The 22,152-nt window shown below is 61.1% G+C and carries 24 protein-coding genes; 7 read left to right on the forward strand and 17 right to left on the reverse strand.

Going from position 1 to position 22,152, the window contains the following annotated elements:
• Positions 1 to 17 precede the first annotated feature (17 nt).
• The 4 genes from glpD to HU766_RS11520 all read right to left on the reverse strand — a co-directional run bounded on the left by glpD (position 18) and on the right by HU766_RS11520 (position 5,165).
• A complete protein-coding gene (gene glpD / locus HU766_RS11505; RefSeq protein ID WP_186656727.1) occupies positions 18 to 1,547 on the reverse strand; it encodes a glycerol-3-phosphate dehydrogenase in 1,530 nt (509 codons plus the stop codon).
• Positions 1,548 to 1,877: 330 nt separating this feature from the next.
• Positions 1,878 to 2,633, reverse strand: coding sequence for a DNA-binding transcriptional repressor GlpR (gene glpR / locus HU766_RS11510; protein WP_033702678.1), 756 nt, complete (start codon positions 2,631 to 2,633; stop codon positions 1,878 to 1,880).
• A gap of 129 nt (positions 2,634 to 2,762) precedes the next feature.
• Positions 2,763 to 4,262 carry a glycerol kinase GlpK gene (gene glpK, locus HU766_RS11515; RefSeq protein ID WP_033702677.1) on the reverse strand — a complete coding sequence of 500 codons (1,500 nt, stop codon included), beginning with the start codon at positions 4,260 to 4,262 and terminating at the stop codon, positions 2,763 to 2,765.
• Between the two features lie 51 nt (positions 4,263 to 4,313).
• A complete protein-coding gene (locus HU766_RS11520; protein WP_186656730.1) occupies positions 4,314 to 5,165 on the reverse strand; it encodes an MIP/aquaporin family protein in 852 nt (283 codons plus the stop codon).
• A 302-nt stretch (positions 5,166 to 5,467) separates the two neighbouring features.
• Between HU766_RS11520 and ybaK the strand changes: the two genes are divergently transcribed.
• A complete protein-coding gene (ybaK, locus tag HU766_RS11525) occupies positions 5,468 to 5,938 on the forward strand; it encodes a Cys-tRNA(Pro) deacylase (protein ID WP_186656746.1) in 471 nt (156 codons plus the stop codon).
• Between the two features lie 41 nt (positions 5,939 to 5,979).
• On the opposite strand, the gene HU766_RS11530 is transcribed toward ybaK, so the two are convergent.
• Together HU766_RS11530 and argF are read right to left on the reverse strand one after the other, a co-directional pair.
• The gene (locus tag HU766_RS11530) at positions 5,980 to 7,089 is read right to left on the reverse strand and encodes an ABC transporter ATP-binding protein (RefSeq protein WP_033702674.1); all 1,110 of its coding nucleotides are present in this window, start codon (positions 7,087 to 7,089) and stop codon (positions 5,980 to 5,982) included.
• A complete protein-coding gene (argF, locus tag HU766_RS11535; RefSeq protein ID WP_033702673.1) occupies positions 7,086 to 8,006 on the reverse strand; it encodes an ornithine carbamoyltransferase in 921 nt (306 codons plus the stop codon). The genes HU766_RS11530 and argF overlap by 4 nt, the downstream gene beginning before the upstream one ends.
• Before the next feature lie 364 nt (positions 8,007 to 8,370).
• Between argF and HU766_RS11540 the strand changes: the two genes are divergently transcribed.
• Together HU766_RS11540 and grxD are read left to right on the forward strand one after the other, a co-directional pair.
• On the forward strand, positions 8,371 to 10,479 hold the full coding sequence (locus tag HU766_RS11540; RefSeq protein WP_186656748.1) for a molybdopterin oxidoreductase family protein: 2,109 nt from the start codon (positions 8,371 to 8,373) through the stop codon (positions 10,477 to 10,479).
• Positions 10,480 to 10,570: 91 nt separating this feature from the next.
• Complete coding sequence (gene grxD, locus HU766_RS11545; protein WP_186656750.1) at positions 10,571 to 10,906, forward strand: Grx4 family monothiol glutaredoxin; 336 nt, start codon at positions 10,571 to 10,573, stop codon at positions 10,904 to 10,906.
• Positions 10,907 to 10,962: 56 nt separating this feature from the next.
• Here grxD and bfr read toward each other — a convergent pair whose 3' ends face one another.
• Together bfr and HU766_RS11555 are read right to left on the reverse strand one after the other, a co-directional pair.
• The gene (bfr, locus tag HU766_RS11550) at positions 10,963 to 11,436 is read right to left on the reverse strand and encodes a bacterioferritin (RefSeq protein WP_186656768.1); all 474 of its coding nucleotides are present in this window, start codon (positions 11,434 to 11,436) and stop codon (positions 10,963 to 10,965) included.
• 201 nt (positions 11,437 to 11,637) lie between these two features.
• Positions 11,638 to 11,856 carry a bacterioferritin-associated ferredoxin gene (locus HU766_RS11555; protein WP_095064234.1) on the reverse strand — a complete coding sequence of 73 codons (219 nt, stop codon included), beginning with the start codon at positions 11,854 to 11,856 and terminating at the stop codon, positions 11,638 to 11,640.
• A 212-nt stretch (positions 11,857 to 12,068) separates the two neighbouring features.
• Between HU766_RS11555 and HU766_RS11560 the strand changes: the two genes are divergently transcribed.
• Positions 12,069 to 12,671, forward strand: a complete 603-nt coding sequence (locus tag HU766_RS11560; protein WP_033702669.1) for a peroxiredoxin C — start codon at positions 12,069 to 12,071, stop codon at positions 12,669 to 12,671.
• 128 nt (positions 12,672 to 12,799) lie between these two features.
• Here HU766_RS11560 and rnt read toward each other — a convergent pair whose 3' ends face one another.
• Together rnt and pyrC are read right to left on the reverse strand one after the other, a co-directional pair.
• Positions 12,800 to 13,474 carry a ribonuclease T gene (rnt, locus tag HU766_RS11565; RefSeq protein ID WP_186656771.1) on the reverse strand — a complete coding sequence of 225 codons (675 nt, stop codon included), beginning with the start codon at positions 13,472 to 13,474 and terminating at the stop codon, positions 12,800 to 12,802.
• Complete coding sequence (gene pyrC, locus HU766_RS11570; RefSeq protein ID WP_186656773.1) at positions 13,471 to 14,517, reverse strand: dihydroorotase; 1,047 nt, start codon at positions 14,515 to 14,517, stop codon at positions 13,471 to 13,473. Before pyrC ends, rnt begins: the two co-directional genes overlap by 4 nt.
• A gap of 130 nt (positions 14,518 to 14,647) precedes the next feature.
• On the opposite strand from pyrC, the gene HU766_RS11575 reads away from it, so the two are divergent.
• Both HU766_RS11575 and HU766_RS11580 read left to right on the forward strand, forming a co-directional pair.
• Entirely contained in the window at positions 14,648 to 15,613 is a 966-nt protein-coding gene (locus HU766_RS11575) for an OmpA family protein (protein WP_186656775.1), read from the forward strand.
• Positions 15,614 to 15,782: 169 nt separating this feature from the next.
• Positions 15,783 to 17,000: an argininosuccinate synthase gene (locus tag HU766_RS11580; RefSeq protein ID WP_033702665.1), complete on the forward strand. Its 1,218-nt coding sequence runs from the start codon at positions 15,783 to 15,785 to the stop codon at positions 16,998 to 17,000.
• A gap of 69 nt (positions 17,001 to 17,069) precedes the next feature.
• Here the strand turns inward: HU766_RS11580 and HU766_RS11585 are convergent, their stop codons facing one another.
• A complete protein-coding gene (locus tag HU766_RS11585) occupies positions 17,070 to 17,513 on the reverse strand; it encodes a hypothetical protein (RefSeq protein WP_186656777.1) in 444 nt (147 codons plus the stop codon).
• Positions 17,514 to 17,882: 369 nt separating this feature from the next.
• On the opposite strand from HU766_RS11585, the gene HU766_RS11590 reads away from it, so the two are divergent.
• Positions 17,883 to 18,509 carry a response regulator transcription factor gene (locus HU766_RS11590; protein WP_033702663.1) on the forward strand — a complete coding sequence of 209 codons (627 nt, stop codon included), beginning with the start codon at positions 17,883 to 17,885 and terminating at the stop codon, positions 18,507 to 18,509.
• A 45-nt stretch (positions 18,510 to 18,554) separates the two neighbouring features.
• Here HU766_RS11590 and HU766_RS11595 read toward each other — a convergent pair whose 3' ends face one another.
• The 6 genes from HU766_RS11595 to HU766_RS11620 form a co-directional block, all read right to left on the reverse strand.
• On the reverse strand, positions 18,555 to 18,731 hold the full coding sequence (locus HU766_RS11595) for a hypothetical protein (protein WP_033702662.1): 177 nt from the start codon (positions 18,729 to 18,731) through the stop codon (positions 18,555 to 18,557).
• 104 nt (positions 18,732 to 18,835) lie between these two features.
• The gene (gene nth / locus HU766_RS11600) at positions 18,836 to 19,474 is read right to left on the reverse strand and encodes an endonuclease III (RefSeq protein WP_033702661.1); all 639 of its coding nucleotides are present in this window, start codon (positions 19,472 to 19,474) and stop codon (positions 18,836 to 18,838) included.
• A 4-nt stretch (positions 19,475 to 19,478) separates the two neighbouring features.
• Positions 19,479 to 20,003 (reverse strand): Rnf-Nqr domain containing protein, encoded by a 525-nt coding sequence (locus tag HU766_RS11605; protein WP_186656779.1) that lies wholly within the window; start codon positions 20,001 to 20,003, stop codon positions 19,479 to 19,481.
• Positions 19,996 to 20,598 carry an RnfABCDGE type electron transport complex subunit G gene (locus HU766_RS11610; protein WP_186656794.1) on the reverse strand — a complete coding sequence of 201 codons (603 nt, stop codon included), beginning with the start codon at positions 20,596 to 20,598 and terminating at the stop codon, positions 19,996 to 19,998. Before HU766_RS11610 ends, HU766_RS11605 begins: the two co-directional genes overlap by 8 nt.
• Positions 20,595 to 21,563 carry an RnfABCDGE type electron transport complex subunit D gene (locus tag HU766_RS11615; protein WP_238338604.1) on the reverse strand — a complete coding sequence of 323 codons (969 nt, stop codon included), beginning with the start codon at positions 21,561 to 21,563 and terminating at the stop codon, positions 20,595 to 20,597. Before HU766_RS11615 ends, HU766_RS11610 begins: the two co-directional genes overlap by 4 nt.
• On the reverse strand, positions 21,560 to 22,108 hold the full coding sequence (locus HU766_RS11620) for an Rnf-Nqr domain containing protein (protein ID WP_033702989.1): 549 nt from the start codon (positions 22,106 to 22,108) through the stop codon (positions 21,560 to 21,562). Before HU766_RS11620 ends, HU766_RS11615 begins: the two co-directional genes overlap by 4 nt.
• Between the last annotated feature and the right edge of the window lie 44 nt (positions 22,109 to 22,152).

Here is a 22,152-nt window from a genome sequence, read left to right on the forward strand (position 1 = left end):
CGGTCGCCGCGCAGGGTTCAGGCGGCATTGCTGCGTGCGTTGCCCTGAGCCAGGTAATCAGCCAGTGCGCGCTGTTCGCTGTCGCTGGTGAACAGGCCCAGTTTGGTTCTGCGCCAGAGGATATCCTGAGTGCTGACAGCCCATTCGGTTTCGCGCAGGTAATCGACTTCCCGGGTGAACAGGCCACCACCAATCGCCTGGCCCAGATCGTCCGGGCCGTTCACACCTTCCAGCAACTGCCAGGTGCGGCTGCCGTAGGTCACTGCCCAGCGCTTGGCGATATCCGGCGCGAGCCATTGGTGCTGCGTGAGCAGGTCGTCGACCAGGGCCTGAGGCGTGCTCATGCCTTCACCACCGGGCAGGGCAGAGTGGGCTGTCCAGCTCTGGCTCATCTGGCTGAAAAACGGCTTGAGTTCTGCCATGGCCGACTCGGCCAGCTTGCGGTACGTGGTCAGTTTGCCGCCAAACACCGACAGCAAAGGCGCCTCGCCTTGAGCGGCGGAAAGCGCGAGGGTGTAATCACGGGTGACGGCGGACGGGTTATCCGATTCGTCGTTGCACAGCGGGCGCACGCCGGAGTAGGTGTGCAGGATATCGCTGCGGCTCAGTTGATGATTGAAGTGCGCGTTGACCACCTTCAGCAGATAGTCGGTTTCCTGCTCGGTGATCGCCACCTTGGCCGGGTCGCCGCTGTACTCGCGGTCGGTGGTGCCGATCAAGGTGAAACGGTCCAGATAGGGGATGCAGAAGACGATACGTTGGTCTTCGTTCTGCAGGATGTAGGCGTGATCCCCTTCGTACAGGCGCGGCACGATCAGGTGGCTGCCCTGGATCAGGCGAATGCCGTACGGCGCATCGAGCTTGAGGTCATCCTTGATGAAGCTGGCGACCCAAGGGCCGGCGGCGTTGACCAATGCCCGGGCGCGAATGCTGTGCACGCTGCCATCGGCTTGCTGCAACTCCACGTGCCACAGGCCGTCGACGCGTTCGGCGCGCAGGCAACGGGTACGGGTATGGATGTGTGCACCGTTTTCGCGTGCGGCCATGGCGTTGAGCACCACCAGGCGTGCGTCGTCAACGGCGCAGTCGGCGTATTCGAAGCCACGGGTGATCGCCGGCTTGAGCGGGTAGCCCGGGCCGAAGCGCAGGCTGCGCGAGGCGCCCAGGCGCTTGCGCTTGCCCAGGTGATCGTAGAGGAACAGGCCGGCACGGATCATCCAGGCCGGGCGCAAGTGCGGGCGGTGTGGCAACACGAAGCGCATGGGCTTGACGATATGCGGCGCCTTGGCCAGCAGCACTTCACGCTCGGCCAGTGCTTCGCGGACCAGCCGGAACTCGTAGTGCTCCAGGTAACGAAGGCCGCCATGGATCAGCTTGCTGCTGGCGGAGGAGGTGTGCTGCGCCAGGTCGTCCTTTTCGCAGAGGAAGACCTTGAGGCCACGCCCGGCGGCGTCGGCAGCGATGCCCACGCCATTGATGCCACCGCCGATCACGGCGAGGTCATAGCAGTCGGCGAGGGGGGGCTGGGACGAAACGGGCTGGGACACGGGCAAGGCCTCCTGGGGCTGTTCACATCGAATATGAACATTGATGTTCGTTTCCGAAAATCTTAGCGCAATGGAAAGGCAGTATCCAGTCGTGGGTTATAGAAAAAACTGATTGAATGAGAAGGAAATGAACAATTTCGAAAATTGTGAGGGTGTTGGCGGGGTGTTTTGGAAGGGTGTGGGGTTGCAAGTGCTTGTCACAACATCTTTGGCGCCTGTGAGATCGAGCGCCGCCCGCGCGGCGCTCGATTTTGACGCCCCTGCAAAACTCAAGGCAGGCGACTTTCAGCCCTCACTCTATCCCCAGCCAGGCCTTCGAAGTCTCAGGGCTCAAACCACCTCAAGGCGAATCTTGTACTGATTGAGCAACTGGTTCAGGGCCGCGGTGGGAGTCTGGTCGGTCACCAGGCAATCGACCAGGTTGATCGACCCCAGGCGAACCATGGCATTGCGCCCGAACTTGCTGGAGTCGGCAGCCAGAATAACCTGCCGGGCATTGGCAATGATTGCCTGGGAAACCCGAACTTCCTGGTAGTCGAAGTCGAGCAGGCTGCCATCTTCATCGATGCCGCTGATCCCGACCAGGGCGAAGTCGACCTTGAACTGGCTGATGAAATCGACACTGGCCTGGCCCACCACCCCACCATCACGCCGCACCGTGCCACCGGCCACCAACACTTCGAAATCGTCCTTGGCAGCCAGAATCGAGGCCACGTGCAGGTTGTTGGTAATCACCTTCAGGTGGCTATGGTTCAGCAACGCACGGGCAATCGATTCGGTGGTGGTACCGATGTTGATGAACAGCGAAGCATGGTCGGGAATCTGCTGGGCAACGGCATCGGCGATACGCTGCTTTTCATCGCGCATCTGGTCGGCACGCATGGCGTAGGCGGTGTTTTCGATGCTCGAATCGTAGGCGGCGCCACCGTGGTAGCGGCGCAGCAGGTTGAGCTCGGCGAGCTGGTTGATGTCGCGCCGGATGGTTTGCGGGGTGACGACGAACAGCTGTGCCATTTCTTCGATGCTGACGTAGCCGCGTTCGCGTACCAGCTCGAGGATTTGTTGTTGGCGGGGGGGCAGATTCATGGGCGGTCCTTTTGGGCAGCCGGACAAATTCTGCAATGATGCCGTAGGAAGGGGATGACGGCCAGCGGACGTTGGTGTCGGCGTCATCGCAGGCAAGCCCGCGATGACGCCGCACGCTTCAACGCCGATTCAAACCGCGTGGTCTTCCCAGTCGCGGGTACGATCGACCGCCTTCTTCCACCCGGCGTACAGCTTCTCTTTTTGCGTCTCATCCAGTTGTGGGCTGAACTCGCGCTCGATGATCGCCTTGTCGCGCAACTCGTCCAGGCTGCTCCAGAAGCCACAGGCAAGGCCCGCCAGGTAGGCGGCGCCAAGGGCTGTGGTTTCACGCATTTTCGGGCGCTCCACACAGGTGCCGAGGATGTCGGCCTGGAACTGCATAAGGAAGTTGTTGGCTACCGCGCCGCCGTCGACGCGCAGTTCGGACAGGCGTTGGCCGCAATCCTGTTGCATGGCGTCAAGCACGTCACGGGTCTGGTAGGCGATCGATTCCAATGCAGCACGGATGATATGGTCGACCTTCACCCCACGCGTCAGGCCGAACAGGGCACCACGGGCATAGGGGTCCCAGTAGGGGGCACCCAGGCCGGTGAAGGCGGGCACCAGGTACACACCGTTGCTGTCCTTGACCTTGCTGGCGAAGTACTCGGTGTCGAGGGCATCGTTGACGATCTTCAGTTCGTCGCGCAGCCACTGCACGGTGGAGCCACCGTTGAACACGGCGCCTTCCAGTGCGTAGGCCACTTCGCCGCGGGGGCCGCAGGCGATGGTGGTGAGCAAGCCGTGGGACGACGTGACGGCCTTGTCGCCGGTGTTCATCAGCAGGAAGCAGCCGGTGCCGTAGGTGTTCTTGGCCTGACCGGGCTCAACGCACATCTGGCCGAACAGCGCGGACTGCTGGTCGCCGGCGATACCGGCGATGGCGATGCCGCTCTTGGTGTGGCCGTAGACTTCGGAAGAGGGGCGTACCTGGGGCAGCATCTGGCGTGGAATGCCAAGAATTTCCAGCAGCTTGTCGTCCCATTCCAGGCTGTGGATGTTGAACATCAGCGTACGCGAGGCGTTGGTGTAGTCGGTGACATGCACCTTGCCGCCCGAGAACTTCCAGATCAGCCAGGTATCGATGGTGCCGAACAGCAGTTCGCCGCGTTCGGCGCGTTCACGGGCACCTTCGACATTGTCGAGGATCCACTTCAGTTTGGTGCCGGAGAAGTAGGGGTCGGTGACCAGGCCCGTGGTCTCGCGGATGTAGTCTTCGTGGCCATCACGCTTGAGCTGCGCGCAGATTTCGGTACTGCGGCGGCACTGCCAGACAATGGCGTTGTAAACCGGGCGGCCGGTTTCCTTGTCCCACACCACCGTGGTTTCGCGCTGGTTGGTGATGCCGAGTGCAGCGACCTGGGCGTGGCTGATGCCGGCCTGAGCCAGGGCTTCGACCATGGTGGCGCTCTGGGTGGCGAAGATCTCCATCGGGTCGTGTTCGACCCAGCCAGCCTGCGGGTAGTGCTGGACGAATTCGCGCTGGGAGGTGCCGACCACATTGGCGTCGCGGTCGAAAATGATCGCTCGCGAGCTGGTGGTGCCCTGGTCCAGGGCGATGATGTAGTGCTTATCCAGGGTGTCTGTCATGGTCGTTGGCCTTGCAAAATGAGGAAGTCAGGGCTTGGGCGTGAGGCCGCATCAGTTGACTTGAGTATCGCCCTGGCGATTGTCGTTTGTCTCAGGGTTCGCGGTGGGCGCCACCGGCAGGTTGCGGGCGATCATGCCGCGATACGCGGCAGCGCCCAGGCATGCGCCGAGGATCGGTGCGAACACCGGAACCAGGAAATAGGGAATATCTCGTCCGCCAGTGAAGGCGATTTCGCCCCAACCGGCCAGGAATGTCATCAGTTTTGGTCCGAAATCGCGGGCTGGGTTCATCGCGAAGCCGGTCAGCGGCCCCATGGCGCTGCCGATCACGGCAATCAGCAGGCCGATCAGCAGCGGCGCGACGGCGCCACGTGGCAGGCCATTGTTGTCGTCGGTCAGGGCCATGATCACGGCCATGAGGATGGCCGTGATGACGACTTCCACCAGGAATGCCTGGCCGGTCGAAAGTGAGGGGTGCGGGTAGGTAGAGAACACCGAGGCCAGTTCGAGGCTTTCGGTACTGCCTCGCAACATGGCATGGGCTTGTTCGAAATCGAAGAACAGATTGCTGTACAAGGTGTAGACCAGCGCTGCGCCGCAGAAGGCGCCACAGATCTGGGCGAGCATGTAGAACGGCAGCTTGCGCTTGTCGAAACCGGCGAACAGGGTGAGGGCGATGCTCACGGCCGGGTTCAGGTGCGCACCTGAAACGCCCGCAGTGAAGTAGATAGCCATGCTGACGCCGACGCCCCAGATGATGCTGATTTCCCACAGGCCGAAGCTGGCACCCGCGACTTTGAGCGCGGCCACGCAGCCGGTGCCGAAGAAGATCAGCAGCGCAGTGCCGAGAAACTCGGCCAGGCACTGGCTGGACAGAGTGGGTTCGCGTAGAGCAGTCGTCATGTATGACCTCGTTTTTTTTGTTGTGAGGCGCGTGGCGCTCGACAGCAAAGCCCGGTGTCGATCCCCATTGACCCCAGGCAGAAGTTGGAAATGCACCTTAAAAGTGCGCCATTTATTCAGAAACGAAAAAATATAGACAAGAAACGCTTATGTCAAAGGTCGAAAGTGAACGGTCAGTCACGATCTGGACGTTGTTAGGGCGCGCGAAACCGCACGCTAGAGAGGCGCGTAAGCTGTGTATTGGCTGTGATGTGGGATATGTCCTAAAGTAGCCGCCGACTTGTACTCGACCGGAGCTGCGCATGACCCCCGCCCTAGACGTGTTGAAAAAAGCCCGCGCTGAACATCGCGTGCACAGTTATGAGCACGATCCGAAGTCGGCGTCGTATGGGTTGGAGGCAGCGGAAAAGCTCGGGCTAGAGCCGCAGCAGGTGTTCAAGACCTTGTTGGCGAGCAGTGAGAAAGGCGAATTGCTGGTGGCCGTGGTACCGGTGGTGGGCACCCTGGACCTCAAGGCACTGGCCCATGCGGCCGGTGTGAAGAAGTGCGAGATGGCCGACCCGGCGGCGGCTCAGCGCGCCACGGGATACTTGGTGGGCGGTATCAGCCCGTTGGGCCAGAAGAAGCGCCTGCGCACTTTTATCGACGAGACGGCGCAACACTTTGCAACTATCCATGTCAGCGCCGGGCGGCGCGGGCTGGAGGTGGAGTTGGCGGCTGCGGTGCTGGCTGAACATACTCAGGGCACGTTTGCCGGTATCGGCCGGGGCTGAAATGGCTGGGGCCGCTGCGCAGCAGCCCCGGCAATCGTGAATCAGGTCGCCGAACTGTACCGACGAACGCCGTTCTCCTGCCGCGGCAACTGCGCCGCGACACTGCCCGGCACCGGGAACAGCACCAGGTGATCGGCGGCCACGGCAATCCCGACTTCCTCACCGACCTGATGATCGACATGGCTGGGGAAGATCGCCTCCAGCTGGCTACCGGTAACCAGTTGCAGGCGATACAGCGTCGACGCCCCCAGGAAGCTCTTGCCTACGATGCTCGCCCGCAGCGGGCTGTCTGGCGCATGCACGATGTCGTCAGGGCGCAGCAGCACATCCACCGAACTCCCCGGCGCCATGATGTACGCACGGTTGCCGCGCAGCTCACCGAGTTCGGTATTGACCGCCTCATGGCTGCTCATCTGGCCACGGATGAAATAGCCCTGACCAATGAAGCTGGCCACGAACGGCGTCTGCGGCTCGTGGTAGAGGTTGTAAGGGGTGTCCCACTGCTCCAGGCGACCTTCCTTGAACACGCCCACGTGATCGCTGACGGCAAACGCCTCTTCCTGGTCGTGGGTCACCAGAATGGCGCTGGTGCCACGGCTCTTGAGGATGTCGCGCACTTCATGGCTCAAGCGCCGGCGCAGTTCCACGTCGAGGTTGGAGAACGGCTCGTCGAGCAGCAGCAACTGAGGCTCCGGGGCCAGCGCGCGGGCCAGCGCGACCCGTTGCTGTTGCCCACCGGACAGCTCATGCGGATAGCGGCCGCCCAGCCCACCGAGCTTGACCAGCTCGAGCATCTCTTCGACGACCTGCGCCTGGCGCGGGTGCTTGGCAATGCCGAAGGCGATGTTCTGGGCCACGGTCAGGTGCGGGAACAGGGCGTAGTCCTGGAACACCATGCCGATGCGGCGCTTTTCTGGGGCCAGGGTGAAGCCTGGCCGGGAGATGACCTCGCCCGCCAGCTGGATCTCGCCTTCATGGATAGGTTCGAAACCGGCGATGGCGCGCAGGGTGGTGGTCTTGCCGCAACCGGATGAACCCAGCAGGCAACCAATGTCGCCTGCGTTCAGGTGCAGGTTGAGGTTCTGGACGATGCGCTGGTCGCCATAGCCGCAGGCGAGGTTGCGCAGGTTGAGCAGTAGGGGTTGACTCATGCGTGGTGGTAAGCCGGTTCTACAAGGAATTCGAGAAGGGCCTTCTGTGCATGCAGGCGGTTTTCAGCCTGGTCCCAGGCGACCGAACGAGGGTCGTCGAGCAGGTCATGGCTGATTTCCTCGCCACGGTGGGCCGGCAGGCAGTGCATGAACAGGGCGTCGGGTGCCGCCAGGTCGAGCAGTTCGCGGGTGACCTGGTAAGGCGCGAAGTGCGCCAGGCGCCGTGCAGTTTCCTCCTCCTGGCCCATGGAAGTCCAGACATCGGTGGTCACCAGGTGCGCGCCACGCACGGCTTCCTTGGGGTCGCGGATGATTTGCACGCGATCACCGCCTAATGCCATGAAGCGTGGATCCGGCTCGTAACCTTCCGGGCAGGCGATGCGCAGCTGGAAATCGAACTGACGGGCGGCTTCGATATAGGAGTTGCACATGTTGAAGCCATCACCGATCCACGCCACGGTCTTGCCCTGGATCGAGCCGCGGTGTTCGAGGAACGTCTGCATGTCGGCCAGCAGTTGGCACGGGTGCGACTCGTCGGACAGGGCATTGATCACCGGCACGCTCGACTTCGCCGCGAACTCGGTGAGGGTGCTGTGGGCGTGGGTACGGATCATCACCACGTCGAGCATGCTCGACAGGACGATAGCGCTGTCACCGATCGGTTCGCCACGGCCCAGCTGGGTATCGCGAGGCGACAGGAAGATGGCCTGGCCGCCCAGCTGGATCATGCCGGCCTCGAACGACACGCGGGTACGGGTCGAGGACTTTTCGAAGATCATCCCCAGCACACGGCTTTTGAGGGGCTCGAACAGCACGCTTCGCTTGCGCAGGTCCTTCAGCTCGATGCCGCGGCGGATCACCCCGAGCAATTCGTCGGTGGTGAAGTCCAGCAGGGAGAGAAAGTGCCTAGCGCTCATGATTGACTACCTTATCTGCAACGGTATGCAGGTCGACCGTATGGTTTTTTTTGACAACGGGAGTGACCTGCGGCGTAAGCCGCACGGGGCGGACGAAATAGGGAAAGGCGCAATACTATAATTAAATGTCGCCTGAAACCAAGAGGGGAAACAGCGGCTCTGTTGCAAAGGGTGTCGTTACCCATTGAGCGTGCGCTGTTTTTTATTTGCTACAGAGGTTGTACACGGCTTGCCCGCGATTTGGCAAATGCGTGTCGCGAATCGTTTGCCTGATGTCGGGCAATTCATGGCACGAAGCGCGCTGGCGAGGGCGTTCGGCTGGGCGCATAGTCGCCCTCAGACCCATCATCAGGCAGAGGCGGCCATGACCAAGACCCTGCATCACCGTGCCTGTCACCTGTGCGAAGCGATCTGCGGGCTGAACATCGAAGTCAGCCATGAGGACGACGGGCAGGCGCTGATCACCTCGATCAAAGGCGACCCGGACGACCCGTTCAGCCGCGGCCACATCTGCCCCAAGGCAGTGGCCCTGCAAGATATCCAGAACGATCCCGACCGCCTGCGTCAGCCCCACCGTCGGATTGGCGAGCGCTGGCAGGCGATCAGCTGGGACGAGGCTTTCGCCCTGGCGGCCGACAAGCTCTGGAGCATCCAGCAGGCGCATGGTCGCAACGCGGTGGCGGTGTATCAAGGCAACCCGAGCGTGCACAACTATGGGCTGATGACCCACAGCAACTATTTCCTCGGTTTGTTGAAGACCCGCAATCGGTTTTCAGCCACCTCGGTGGACCAGTTGCCCCAGCACCTGACCAGCCACCTGATGTACGGCCACGGTCTGTTGTTGCCGATACCGGACATCGACCACACCGACTTCATGCTGATTCTGGGAGGCAACCCGCTGGCGTCCAATGGCAGCATCATGACCGTGCCTGATGTGGAAAAGCGCCTGAAGGCGCTGCGTATGCGGGGCGGGCAGTTGGTGGTGGTGGACCCACGGCGCAGCGAAACAGCGGCCATGGCCGACCGGCACCTGTTCATTCTTCCCGGCGGCGATGCTGCATTGCTCAGTGGCCTGCTCAATACCTTGTTCGACGAAGGCCTGACCCGTGGATCACACTTGCCGATCAATGGCCTGGATCAGGTGCGCAGTGCACTCGCCCTGTTCACCGCCGACGCCATGAGCCCGTTGTGCGGCATCGCTGCCGCCGATATCCGTCAGCTGGCGCGTGATTTTGCGGCAGCCGACAAGGCGGTCTGCTATGGCCGCATGGGCGTCTCGACCCAGGCCTTCGGCACCCTGTGCCATTGGCTGGTGCAATTGATCAACCTGGTAACCGGCAACCTGGATCGGGTGGGTGGCGCCTTGTGTACCGAGCCTGCGGTGGACCTGGTGGCGAGTACCTCGGGCGGGCACTTCAATGCCTGGCAAAGCCGGGTTTCGGGGCTGCCGGAGTACGCTGGCGAGCTGCCGGTCGCCGCCTTGGCCGAGGAAATCCTCACGCCCGGTGACGGGCAGGTGCGGGCCTTGGTGACGGTGGCGGGCAACCCTGTGCTGTCCACGCCCAACGGTCGGCAACTGGACGGGGCGCTGGCGGGGCTCGAGTTCATGCTCAGCATCGACCTGTACATCAATGAAAGCACGCGCCATGCTGACCTGATCCTGCCGTCCACGTCGGCACTTGAGAACGATCACTACGACAGCACCTTCAACCTGCTGGCGGTGCGCAATGTGACCCGTTTCAACCGCGCGATCCTGGCCAAGCCCGAAGGCGCGCTGCATGACTGGGAGATCTTTGTCGGCCTGGCCAAGGCCTTGGCCGAACGGGCCGCCCTTGAACTCAAGCCAACCCAGGCGCCGGCGCAGATGATCGATTGGGCCTTGCGCAAAGGGCGCTACGGCGAAGGCTCGGCCTGGAAGCTCTCGCTGGAAGCACTCGATCGGCACCCCCACGGGCTCGACCTGGGCCCGCTAGGCGCCAATCTGCAGGCCCGCCTGAACACTGCCAGCCAGGCCATCGAGGCGGCACCGCAGGTGTTGCTGGATGACTTGGCCAGGCTTGCGCGGCAGGCGCCAATGGCTGCTGGCGCGCTCTTGCTGATCGGCCGCCGCCACGTGCGCAGCAACAACTCGTGGATGCACAACTTCCACCGGCTGGTCAAAGGCAAGCCGCGTCATCAGCTGTTGATGCACCCTGATGATTTGCAGCAGCGGCAGTTGCACGATGGCCAGCGCGTGCGCATACGCTCACGTACCGGCACCCTCGAAGTCGAGGTGCAGGCGTGCACGGACATGATGCCAGGCGTGGTCAGCCTGCCGCACGGCTATGGCCATGGGCGCCAGGGCGTGCAATTGCGGATAGCCCACGGGCAGCCCGGGGTCAGTGCCAACGACCTGACCGATGAGCGCTTGCGCGATCAGGTGTCGGGCAATGCCGCCCTCAATGGCGTGCCTGTGCACGTGGAGGCCGCCTGAGCAATGGCAAGGCCGCGCACAGCGCTCGGCTTTCCGATACAATGCGTCACCGTGCCGACCATCGAGTCGGAAAGTTCAGACGAGGTGTTCCATGGATATCATCGAAACGATCAAAGAGCAGATTCAGAACAACACCATTCTGCTTTACATGAAAGGCTCGCCGAATGCCCCGCAGTGCGGGTTCTCGGCCAAGGCATCGCAAGCTGTGATGGGTTGTGGCGAGAAGTTCGCCTACGTTGACATCCTGCAGAACCCGGAAATCCGCGCCAACCTGCCCAAGTACGCCAACTGGCCAACCTTCCCGCAGCTGTGGGTAGCGGGCGAGCTGGTCGGCGGTAGCGACATCATGCTCGAAATGTTCGAGAAGGGTGAGCTGCAGGCCCTGATCAAGGACGCTGCTGCCAAGGCAAAGGCTGCTGAAGCCTGATCTTCGCGCAGACCTAAAAAAACCCGCTCATGGCGGGTTTTTTTATGGGCGGGATTTTACTCTTCGCCCATCTGCGATTGCAGGTAGTTCTCGATGCTGATCTTGTCGATCAGGCTCAGCTGGGTTTCCAGCCAGTCGATGTGCTCTTCCTCGGACTCGAGGATGTCTTCGAGCATGTCACGCGAGCCGAAGTCGCCGACGGTTTCGCAGTGAGCGATGGCGGCTTTCAGGTCGATCAGGCCTTTCTGCTCGATCTTCAGGTCGCACTCGAGCATTTCTTTGGTGTGCTCGCCGATCAGCAGCTTGCCCAGGTCCTGCACGTTGGGGATGCCTTCGAGGAAGAGAATACGCTTGATCAGTTTGTCAGCGTGCTTCATCTCATCGATGGATTCCTTGTACTCGTGCTTGCCGAGTTTGTTCAGGCCCCAATCTTCGTACATGCGAGCGTGCAGGAAGTACTGGTTGATCGCGACCAGCTCGTTTCCGAGGATCTTGTTGAGATGCTGGATGACGCTTACGTCGCCTTTCATGACGGGTTCCTGCCCTGTAGAAGTGTGCCAATACAGGGAAGTTTGAGCCCGATACTTAGGGCTGTCAAACCTAAGTTATTGAATAATAAGTGAAAATGAATAGGAATAAGAATGTTTGTGAAGCGCGTTGGAGTGCTAAGTTATTGAATTTCGGGCATAAAAAAACCGGACACAAGGTCCGGTTCTTCAAAATGAGTGGTTTCAGGCAGCGGTAAATTCTACCGGATAGGGCAGGGCGGCCTGGCTGACCTGAAGCTCGGTCAGGGTCTCGCGGACCACTTGCTTGGCAAGGCAGGCGCATTTGCCACATTGGCTGGCGACATTGGTCGCGGCTCGAACTTCCTTGTAGCTGCAGCATCCTTCAAAGATCGCATCGCGGATCTGTCCGTCGGTCACGCCGACACAAAGACACACATACATAAAGTCGGACCATCGCTGGTTGAGTCGATGGATTGGAGCTTAATCGTAATGAGAATGCTTGTCAAAAGACTTTCTGTGAGGGCCGTGCTTGAGCGACCGGTGGTTGGATTCGGTCTGTCATGAGAAGCCGTGTATGATGGTCGGCCTTTGTTGGATGTCGGGCAAGCCCGTCTGGCCCGGCAAACGTTTTTCACCCTCATCAGGAGATAACAATGAGCGTACTCGTTGGTAAACAAGCCCCCGATTTCACCGTTCCAGCTGTGCTGGGCAACGGCGAAATCGTCGACAGCTTCAACCTGGCCTCGGCCATCAAGGGCAAGTACGGCCTGGTGTTCTTCTACCCGCTGGACTTCACCTTCGTCTGCCCGTCCGAGCTGATTGCCCTGGACAACCGCATCCCTGACTTCCAGGCCCGCAACGTGGAAGTGATCGGCGTTTCGATCGACTCGCACTTCACCCACAACGCCTGGCGTAACACCCCGGTCAACAACGGCGGTATCGGCCAGGTCAAGTACACCTTGGCTGCCGACATCACCCATGAAATCTGCAAGGCCTACGACGTTGAGTCCGAAGGCGGCGTGGCCTTCCGTGGCGCCTTCCTGATCGACACCAACGGTGTGGTCCGTTCGCAGATCGTCAACGACCTGCCACTGGGCCGTAACATGGACGAGCTGCTGCGTCTGGTCGATGCCCTGCAGTTCCACGAAGAGCACGGCGAAGTCTGCCCTGCCAACTGGAAAAAAGGCGACAAAGGCATGAACGCTTCGCCAGAAGGCGTTGCTGCTTACCTGAGCGAGAACGCTGGCAAGCTGTAATTGCCGCGCGCATAAAAAAACCGGCCTTCGTGGCCGGTTTTTTTTGCTTCAAGTTTCTAGCTGCAAGCTTCAAGAAAAACCGAGCGTGTGCTGTCTGCCCTTTCTTGCTGCTTGAAGCTTGTGGCTGCTTAGTCGTTGAAATCGCGCCAGCCGCCCATTTCTTTCCAGCGGTTGACGATGCCGCAGAACAGCTCGGCCGTCTTCTCGGTGTCGTAACGCGCCGAATGCGCTTCACGCCCATCAAAGTCGATGTCGGCGCTCTGACAGGCCCGCGCCAGCACGGTCTGGCCATACGCCAGGCCGGCGAGGGTGGCGGTATCGAAGCTGGAAAACGGGTGGAAGGGGTTGCGCTTGAGGTCGTTGCGGTTGACCGCGGCGTTAAGGAAGCCCAAGTCGAAGCTGCTGTTGTGGCCGACCAGGATGGCCCGCTTGCAGCCGTTGGCCTTGAGCGCCTTGCGCACGCCTCGGAAGATATCGGTCAACGCGCTTTCTTCACTCACTGCCATGCGCAGCGGGTGGTCCAGCTTGATGCCGGTGAACTCCAGCGCTGCCGCCTCGATATTGGCCCCTTCGAACGGCTCAACCCGGTGGAAGTAGGTGTATTCGGGGAACAGGAAGCCTTTCTCGTCCATGCCGATGGTGACGGCGGCGATTTCCAGCAGGGCGTCGGTGGCACTATTGAAGCCGCCGGTCTCGACATCCACCACCACTGGCAAGTAGCCACGGAAGCGCTCTGCCATCGGGTGGCGCGAGCCACCGCCGGCCTGGCTGTCCTGATCGTCTTCGTAGAGGTCTTCGCTCACGCGTTTTCCTCCAGCAGGCGCCAGCGCAGCTTCTCGCCAGCGCGCAGCGGTATCACCGTCTGCTCGCCGAACGGCAGGCTTTCTGGTGCGGTCCACTCTTCACGGACCAGGGTGATGGTGTCGGTGTTCGCCGGCAGGCCATAGAAGGCCGGGCCGTGCAGGCTGGCAAAGCCTTCCAGCTTGTCCAGCGCATTGCGCTGCTCGAACGCTTCGGCGTACATCTCGATGGCCGCATAAGCGGTGTAGCAACCGGCGCAACCGCAGGCGGCTTCCTTGGCGTGACGGGCGTGAGGGGCCGAGTCAGTGCCGAGGAAGAATTTCGGGTTGCCACTGGTGGCCGCGTCCAGCAGCGCCACCTGGTGGGTGTTGCGCTTGAGGATCGGCAGGCAGTAGAAGTGCGGGCGGATGCCGCCCACCAGCATGTGGTTGCGGTTGTACAACAGGTGCTGGGCGGTAATGGTCGCGCCGACGTTGGCCGGCGCTTCGCTGACGAACTGCGCGGCATCGCTGGTGGTGATGTGCTCGAACACCACCTTGAGCGTCGGGAAGCGTTCGACCACGCGACGCATGTGTTCGTCGATGAAGCGCTTTTCGCGATCGAAGACATCGATCTCGCTACGCGTCACTTCACCGTGCACCAACAGTGGCATGCCGACTTCGGCCAGCGCTTCGATGGCGGGGAAGATGTTGTCGATGCTGGTCACGCCTGAATCGGAGTTTGTCGTGGCGCCGGCCGGGTACAGCTTGGCGGCATACACGATACCGCTGGCCTTGGCCGCGCGGATGTCCTCGGGGCTGGTGCGGTCGGTGAGGTAAAGCACCATCAGCGGTTCGAAGCGGCTGCCGGCCGGACGCGCACTGAGGATGCGCTCACGGTAGGCACCGGCTTCGACGGCATTGCGCACCGGCGGTACGAGGTTGGGCATGATGATGGCACGGGCGAAGGTACGCGCCACATCACCAACGGTATGGGGCAGGACGGCACCATCGCGCAGATGGATGTGCCAGTCGTCGGGACGCAGGAGGGTCAGGCGATCGGACATTGGGGATTCCAGGCGGGTCGAACTCAAGGCCCAATGCTACCGGAAAACCCTGGCCCGAGCACGGCTATCAAGTTTTTCGGGCAGCGTCCGATACCCTGCAGGTAAGCCGTCAGAATTTGTGGAGCCGCCCGTGCGCCAGCGTTACCTAGCCATGTTCACCCTGTTCGCCAGCCTGCCGGCCGGTGCACTGACTTTCCAGACGCGCATGGAGAACATTGCCTGGCAAGTCGAGGGCGACCAGTTCGAGTGCCGTCTGATCCAGCCGATCGACGGTTTTGGCAGTGGCGAATTCGTGCGCCGGGCAGGTGAGCAGCCGGTGTTCCAACTGCGCTCGCACAGCAATGTGCTGGGGGCCGGGCCAGCCACATTGCTGGCAGCGGCGGCGCCCTGGCAGCCTGGGCGCGGTGACATCAACCTGGGCAGCGTGCGCATGGCGCGCACGGGCGTGCTGTTCAGCTCGTCCCAGGGTCAGGCCAGCCGCCTGATCAATGGTCTGCTCGATGGGCGCAGCACGGTGGTACGCAACTACACCGGCGAAGCGGGCCGGGCCATGGAAGTGCGGGTGTTGCCGGTCAGTTTCGCCAAGGCCTATGGCGACTACCAGGTGTGTGCCAGCAAGTTGCTGGCGATGAACTATGACCAGGTTCGCCAGACTCAGGTGGGTTTCCCTGGCGGTGGCATCGAACTTGACGATTCGGCCAAGGCACGGCTGGATGTGGTTCTTGACTATATCAAGGCCGACCCGACGGTTAATCACATCGAGCTCAACGGCCATTCCGACAACAGCGGCAACCGCCTGACCAACCGTGATTTGTCCCGGCGCAGGGCGATGACGGTGGCGGACTATTTCAAAGCCCATGGCGTGCCGGAGGCGCAGATCACCGTGCGCTTCCACGGCGAGCGGTATCCGCTGGCGAAGAACAACAGTGCTGCCAACCGGGCGCGCAATCGACGGGTGAATATCGAACTGGATCGGGTTGCAGTCGCTGAGACACCCGTCGAGAAGCCGGTGGAAAAACCTGTACAGCTGCCTGCTGCTGCCAGTCCGCCTATTGCCGCGCCGGCGTCCCCCGCACCGGGTGCGAAAGTGCCCTGAAAGTGAGATGGGCGGCGCGCCCCCTCACAGCCGTCCCATAGCGCCCGACAGACGTCGCGCCATCGACAATTACTGTCGCTTTGTCGTCAGAAGCTGTCGCCCCACTGTAAATTTTTCCATAACGCCGTTAGAATCGACCCCTTTCCGTACAACCCCGTGGAGTGATGGCATGGCGGACGTAAATAAGGTCGTACTGGCGTATTCCGGCGGCCTTGATACTTCGGTGATTCTCAAGTGGCTGCAGGATACCTACAACTGCGAAGTGGTGACCTTCACCGCTGACCTGGGTCAGGGCGAAGAGGTCGAGCCGGCCCGTGCCAAGGCACAGGCAATGGGTGTGAAAGAGATCTACATCGACGACCTGCGCGAAGAATTCGTGCGTGACTTCGTGTTCCCGATGTTCCGCGCCAACACCGTCTACGAAGGCGAGTACCTGCTGGGTACCTCCATCGCCCGTCCGCTGATCGCCAAGCGCCTGATCGAAATCGCCAACGAAACCGGTGCTGACGCCATTTCCCATGGTGCAACCGGTAAAGGCAATGACCAGGTTCGTTTCGAGCTGGGTGCCTATGCGCTCAAGCCGGGCGTCAAGGTCATCGCCCCTTGGCGTGAGTGGGACCTGCTGTCCCGCGAGAAGCTGATGGACTACGCCGAGAAGCATGGCATCCCGATCGAGCGTCACGGCAAGAAGAAGTCGCCGTACTCGATGGACGCCAACCTGCTGCACATCTCCTACGAAGGCGGTGTCCTGGAAGATACCTGGACCGAGCACGAGGAAGATATGTGGCGCTGGAGCGTCTCTCCGGAGAACGCCCCGGACCAGGCTACTTATATCGAGCTGACTTACCTCAACGGTGACATCGTCGCCATCGATGGTGTCGAGAAGTCCCCGGCCACCGTTCTGGCCGACCTGAACCGTATCGGTGGTGCCAACGGCATCGGCCGTCTGGACATCGTCGAGAACCGTTACGTCGGCATGAAGTCTCGTGGCTGCTACGAAACCCCTGGCGGCACCATCATGCTGCGCGCCCACCGTGCGATCGAGTCGATCACCCTGGACCGTGAAGTCGCTCACCTGAAAGATGAGCTGATGCCGAAGTATGCCAGCCTGATCTACACCGGTTACTGGTGGAGCCCGGAGCGTGTGATGCTGCAGCAGATGATCGACGCGTCGCAGGTCAACGTGAATGGCGTGGTACGCCTGAAGCTGTACAAAGGCAATGTCACCGTGGTTGGCCGCAAGTCGGACGACTCGCTGTTCGATGCCAACATTGCGACCTTCGAGGAAGATGGCGGCGCCTACAACCAGGCGGACGCTGCCGGCTTCATCAAGCTCAATGCGCTGCGTATGCGCATTGCCGCCAACAAGGGCCGTTCGTTGCTCTGAGTACTGGCACGCATCGCACGAACCCCGGCTCAGGCCGGGGTTTTTTTTGCGTCGACATCCAGCGGGTCGTCATCCCCTGAGATTGGCGGCATCTTGCTCGAGGGTGCAGACCGACAGCCTTGCGCATTGGTTTTTCTCGAGATTACAGAAGCGCCAGCGGTGCGCGGGTTCAGGCGATTGCGCGAGGGCAAGGCGGACTTGCTGTTCCATCATGGGCTGGGCATCTGGGCCGGAGAAGATAACGGTAATAGGCTCGGATACTTCCGTGACCGTCGCGGTGGGGCTGTCGCTGGTTGTTTTGCTTGATACAGGATTATAAAACGACTTGTAATTGAAGTTTAACGTCAAAAAGAACAGCGCTGTAAGGAAAAACGGAAAGCCCACCAGGAACCATGTATAGAGGCTCTGGCTGGATTCGCTGAGGAACGGCAGTGTCGCAAGGGCGGATGCTTCGATAATCCCCGCGAAGATGGCAATGATCGTCAGCGGGGCGACAGGTTGTGCTTCGGGCATGAGGGCTGTCTCCTGCGGTTTTGTTCATCATTACCTTACGCGGGCGCTCAACTAAAGATTGGATTGTTTCCCGGTTGAGAATTGTCTTTGAATACCTGTTAAGCCTGGTTTTTTCAGCGCCTGTGAAGTGGAATAATCTGCACGCGAAGGTTTGTTTTCAGCTGGTCATGTTGATTGGAGCGATGGTAGGTTTTAATTGCGGATCATTAAGTTTCACGGTTGGCTCTGGACATGCTTTTGTAGGAAATTTCTGCAAGTGTTGTAAGTTTTCTCTATTCATGAGTTTCACTGGCAAATCGTTGCACCCTGAAGCGTTCTGTCGGTTATCGTGGCATGCCACAGCAAAAATCAATAATGAATGGATATCGCATGAATAAAGTCCTTATCGTGGATGATCATCCGGTTATACGTCTGGCCGTGCGCATGCTGATGGAGCGGCACGGGTACGACGTCGTTGCGGAAACCGATAACGGCGTGGCCGCCTTGCAACTGACGCGTGAACACCTACCGGATATCGTGGTGCTCGATATCGGTATTCCAAAACTCGATGGCCTTGAAGTCATCGCCCGCATGGCAGCCTTCAGCCCAGGCAGCAAAGTGTTGGTGCTGACCTCGCAGGTGCCTGGTAACTTCTCGATGCGTTGCATGCAGGCGGGGGCGGCGGGGTATGTGTGCAAACAACAGGAGTTGACCGAGCTGCTAAGCGCCATCAAGGCCGTGCTGTCAGGCTACAGCTACTTCCCCAACCAGGCCTTGCATGCGTCACGGGGCAGGGGCAGTGGTGGCAGCGAGACGGATATGGTCAACCGCCTCTCGGCCCGGGAAATGACCGTTTTACAGCAGCTGTCGCGCGGGCGATCCAACAAGGAAATTGCCGACAGCATGTTCCTCAGCAACAAGACCGTCAGCACTTACAAGTCACGCTTGCTGCTCAAGCTGAACGCCAGGTCGTTGGTAGACCTGATCGAACTGGCTCAGCGCCACGGGCTTAACTGACCGCCAGCATGCAAAGCCTCCCTGAGGGAGGCTTTGCAAAAAAAGCTACAGATCGTAGTCGAAATCGGCCAGTTGTTTCTGCAGGCGCCGCTCTTCCAGCAGGTTGTCGATCGTGCGGCGTTTGCTCAGGTTGGTCTTTGCAGTTTCTACCTGGGGCTCCGCTTCATCATCCACGGCAACAAAATCATCTTCGATTGACAGGTCGTCTTTATCGGCACTCATGAGTCGCTCCAAGCCAAGGGGCCATTGGCCGTCCTTATAACCAGAAAGCTGACGCTGGTAAAAAAGATTTTTTCAATCGTGCCGGGTGGTTTTTCGCTATCGGCTCAATCGTCAGACGTCTTCTGCTTGTATTCGCAGAGGTCTTCGATCCGACAGCTCCCGCACCTGGGCTTGCGTGCCTGGCATACGTAGCGCCCATGCAGGATGAGCCAGTGGTGGGCATCGAGCAGGTAGTCCTTGGGGACGAACTTGACCAGCTTCTTCTCGACCTCAAGCACCGTTTTGCCGGGTGCAATGCCGGTGCGATTACTGACCCTGAAAATGTGCGTGTCCACCGCCATGGTCGGCTGCCGGAACGCCGTGTTGAGCACCACGTTGGCAGTCTTGCGCCCAACGCCAGGCAGCGCTTCAAGGGCTTCCCGTGTTTCTGGCACCTGGCTGTCATGGCGCTCGATCAGCAGTCGGCAGGCCTCGATCACGTTCTTGGCTTTGCTGTTATAGAGCCCGATGGTCTTGATGTATGCGCTCAGCCCTTCGACGCCCAGGGCGTAGATCGCTTCTGGCGTATTGGCCACGGGGAACAGGCGAGCGGTGGCCTTGTTCACGCCTACGTCAGTGGATTGCGCTGAAAGCGTGACGGCGACGAGCAGTTCGAACGGTGTGGTATAGGCCAGTTCCGTTTTCGGGTCGGGGTTGTCTTCGTGCAGCCTGCGAAAGATCTCCAGGCGTTTTGCGGCATTCATGGAATCAGCGCTTTCCTTGACGACGTGGGTGGGCGGTGCCCGGACGCAGGTGATTGTACAAGGCCAACAGCAGTCCGAGCAGTAGCAGCGCGCCAGGGGCGAGGCTGGCAAGGTGCAGGCCCAGCCCTTCGGCTAGCCATTGGCGGCAGGCGCCGAGCAGCAGGCAGGCGGCCAGCAGGCCAGCCAGATTCAACAACAGTGAGCGCCAACGCCCTTCTTGTGGCAGCAGATAGTCTGCTACCAGGCACGGCAGGCACAGTAGCGCAGGGTACGGGCCCAGCAGCAGTGCTACCGGCAGCAGCCAGGCCCGCAGGGCCAATTGCAGGCAACTGGCCAGGGCCGCCAATAACAGCAGGCTTGCGAGCATGTGTGCGGCGCCCTTCAGGCGGTTGCGCAACGGCACCAGCGCTACTTGATGCAGGCCGATCATCATCACCGCGCACGCACCTATGGCCGTGGCCAAGGGCAACGTTTGCGTGGCCCCTAGAAGGGGGGCAAGGCTGGCGGCCAGCAGGTAGCCCTTATTCATTGGCAGGGTCCCCAAGGAGGTCGTGGCGATGTTCATCGAAATAGACCAAGGCATCTTGCAATGCCTCGATAACTGCCCGCGAGGTCACTGTTGCGCCTGCGAGTTGGTCGAAATCGCCCTGGTCACGCTTCAATGCCCAGTGATCACTCAGGCGGCGATTGGCAAATTGCTTCAGCCAGTTCACTTGCGGGTCGGCAAGGCGACCACCGAGCCCGGGGCTTTCCTGCTGTTCGACCACCTGGCTACCGATCAGTCGCCCATCAGGGGCGATGGCGATGCTTAGCACCACTGGCCCGGCATAGCCTTGGGCCTGGGTCACCAGGACGATGGCCGCAGGCTTACCCGCCAGCGTAGCCCGGTAGGCCGCCACGATGCGACTGTGCGGGCGATGCGAGGCAGGCCGTGGCAGTGGGGTATCCAACGGCAGGTTGTCGTAACTGCCCTCCGGCAGGACGGCGAGCCTCTGACGGCTCTGCAGCTGCTTTTCGGCTTGGCTGACGGCGGGGAGGGTCCACTCGCGCCAGATCAGCGTGGTCGACAATGCCAGTACCGCAGTCACCAGCAGCAACCCTGCCGTGCGCACATGGGGGCTCACCGGGCAGCCTGCTGGCGGCGCAAGGCAAGCCGTTCAAGGCTGGGGACCGCAAGGTTCATCAGCAGAATGGCGAACGCCGTGCCGTCGGGGTAACTGCCCCAGGTGCGGATCAGGTAGATCAACAGGCCCACAGCAAAGCCGAACACCAGCTTGGCCCAATCGCTCCTGGGGCCGGAGACAGGCTCGGTGGCGATGAAAAAAGCGGCGAGCATGGTCGAGCCAGATAACAGGTGCAGCAAGGGGGAGCCATTGGAGTCCGAGCCTGAGCCGTTCCAGGCCAGCAGGCTGAACAGCGACAACCCCGCCAGCAAACCTGCTGGCGCATGCCAGCTGAACACCTTGCGCTGCAACAGAAACAGCCCACCCAGCAAAAACGCCAGGTTGGCCCATTCCGCGCCGCGCCCGCCGATATTGCCGAAGCCCGGGTGGGTGGCGAACAATTCATCAACGGTCAGGCTGCGGTTATGGCGCAGGCCATCGAGTAGGGTCGGCTGGGCCCAGGCATCGATGTGCTCGGCGCCGCCAAATACCTGCTGCAGGGTCTCGTACAAGCCAGCTGGCTGACCTGGCCAATGGTTCATCTGTGAGGGAAAGCTCAGCAACACGAAGGCATAGCCCAGCATGGCCGGGTTGAACAAGTTGCGGCCGACCCCGCCAAAGGCCTGTTTACCGATGCCGATAGCCGTGCCAGCGGCGATCATGGGCAGCCACCAAGGGGCCAGGGTGGGCAACGCCGCCGTCAGTAGCACGGCGGTCACCAGTGCACTGCCGTCGGTCAGTGCCAGGCTGACGGGCTCGCCACGCAGCTTCAATAGCAGTGCTTCACAGAGCAGCGCTGCACTGGCGCATAGCAGCAGGTTGCACAGCAGCCCCCAGCCCTGCTGCCACAGTAGTGTCAGCAAACCGGGGAGGCAGGCCAGTAGCACCAGGGTCATGCTCGTGCGCAGGCGGGGGTCGGGCTTCATTGCGCAAAGAGTCCGTTGAAGCCGGAAAATGCCATGGCCATCACTCCGGCGCCAAGCAGCTCTATGGGCAGGCCGCGCAGGGCGACAGGGATGTCGGCCTGGGCGCTGCGCTGGCGCAAGTCGGCGAAAAGAACCAGAGCAAGCCACAAACCTGCGCCTGCCAGCAGGCCTTTGGTCAGTGTTGCCGACCAGGCATTGCCGTCACCTGCCCCTTGCAGCGCCAGGCCCAGCACGCTGGCGTTGCACAGCAGCAGCGTGGGCAGGTCAGCCACCGGCCAAGCAGGGCGCAGCCTTGCCAGTGCCCAGGGGATGCCGAAGGCCAGAAGCGCCAGCCAGGGCAGCAACAGGAACAGGCTCAGTTCGTGGAGTTGCCAAGGGTCGAGCACCAGCCACCTCAGCAGGTGGGCGCCAATCAGCCCCAGCACGATGGCCAAGGCGCACGCCAGCCCGAGCACATGCAAGCGCAGCCGGGAAGTCGGCTGTTGCGCCAAGCACAGATGATTGACCAGCGTGGCGCTGACCAGAACCAGAATGTAGTCACTCATGAACTGACGATAGCCGGGAATCACAGCGATTGTCCGGCATTCAG

The sequence above is a fragment of the Pseudomonas sp. SWRI77 genome (assembly GCF_014269105.1).
Lineage (GTDB): Bacteria > Pseudomonadota > Gammaproteobacteria > Pseudomonadales > Pseudomonadaceae > Aquipseudomonas > Aquipseudomonas capeferrum.